The organism is Microcoleus sp. B4-C1, from assembly GCF_036705285.1.
Taxonomy (GTDB): Bacteria; Cyanobacteriota; Cyanobacteriia; order Cyanobacteriales; family Microcoleaceae; genus Microcoleus.
In genome coordinates this window covers 1-1,581 of record NZ_JAUBUC010000217.1, presented here as the reverse complement: position 1 = coordinate 1,581, position 1,581 = coordinate 1, and the positions used below count along the sequence as shown (strand labels likewise).

Annotated in this window: 2 protein-coding genes; both read right to left on the bottom strand. The window is 45.0% G+C overall.

All coding sequences use genetic code 11. The features are described 5' to 3' along the window. Positions 1-20: 20 nt before the first annotated feature. Positions 21-992, bottom strand: coding sequence for an IS110 family transposase (locus QUB26_RS31745; protein ID WP_333247083.1), 972 nt, complete (start codon positions 990-992; stop codon positions 21-23). Positions 993-1,209: 217 nt separating this feature from the next. Continuing rightward, positions 1,210-1,581, bottom strand: a 372-nt coding sequence (locus tag QUB26_RS31740) for a hypothetical protein (RefSeq protein ID WP_333321284.1), incomplete at its 5' end; no start/stop codon positions are given.

Sequence of the window (1,581 nt, the reverse complement as noted above, 5' to 3'; positions counted from 1 at the left end):
GTAGATACTGTCTTGAACTGTCAAGGGGTAGCGAGTAAATAATTGGGGTCGAAAGGCTTTTGGGACTTTAAAATTCCAAAAGCCAAATGCACCAACTTCCGCATCAAAGCACCAATCACCTGCATTTTGACTTTTCCACGACCCAATAATCTCTCACTCATGGCTTTGAGTAACGGGTTATGACGCATCGCCACTACTGCTGGCATATACAACGCTTTTCGCAGTCGGACGTTTCCGGTACAAGACAAACGAGTTTTACCTTTAACCGAAGTTCCAGAACTCCGTTCGCTGGGAGTTAGACCAGCATAAGCTGCTAATTGACGAGCATTGTCGTAATCAGAAACATCGCCAATTTCAGCTAACAATACAGAAGCTGTTAAATCGCCAATGCCAGGAATTGAGGTTAACAGCTCGCGCTGTTGTTTTAAATGTGGGTGTTGGTCAAAATGGTCACTAATCAGTTTTTTGATTAGTTGTTGTTGCTGTTTTAGATAGTCCAAATGTTCCTGGGTAAGGGCAGCAACTGTTGGCGTAGCTGTTTCCAAACGGTTTTGTTCGCTCGTCATCATTTCTGTGACAGATTCGAGTCGCCGTAACAAGGCTTGTAATTCCTTGACTTCGGGGGCTGTAGGTGTCCACAATGATGGTTTCATTGCCGCACAAAAACGGGCAATTAATGCTGCATCTACGGAGTCTGTTTTAGTTCTCAGAAGTTCGCTTTTGGCAAACCCTTTAATTCTTGCCGGATTGACGATGCTTACCTGAAAGCCTGCTCCATAGAGGAATTCGGCTAAGGCTTCTCCATAGATGCTAGTAGCTTCCATGCAAGCATGGAGCTCTACTACATTTTGTTGTTGAAGCCAGTTATGTAAACTCTCAAACCCTTGAATATTGTTCGTAAACTTTTTGGGTTTAGTCGCACGACCTTCTTTCAGTAATGAGACATGAAAGTCTCTTTTACTGATGTCTATACCTAAGACTGTTGATGTCATTATTTGCTCCAGATATACTCCAATTTATGCTCCAATTTATGAAAGAACCGACAGGCAATTGAATACTAACCTTGTGAATGCAGGCTTTCCCGGAGATGCCGAGAGCCTAAGATACTGTCCAGTTTAGTGTGCGCCTGTCATCAGTAATGGGAGCTTATCTACGCAACAGACTTATTCCGTCTAAGGGGCGGGCCAGCTTCACCGATTTCTGATGTTCTTAAAGAACACTTTCTGCTGTTACAGAACCATTTGTACTAAACTTTCCTTGTTTCTTTAGATTCGCTTTGCTTGTTGGCTCGCTCGCCTGATTGTCGGTTTGATCGCCTGATTGTCGGTATGATCGCCTGTTTGTCGGTATGATCGCCTGTTTGTCGGCTCGATCACCTGATTGTCGGTATGATCGCCCACTTGTCGGTACGATCGCCCACTTGTCGGCTCGATCGCCTGATTGTCGGTACGATCGCCCACTTGTCGGCTCGATCGCCTGATTGTCGGTACAATCGCCTGATTGTCGGTATGATCGAATCAATGACGTGGCGATCGACTGACGCACTCTTTTAAGATACAAGGGGCGGGTTTTACCAACAAT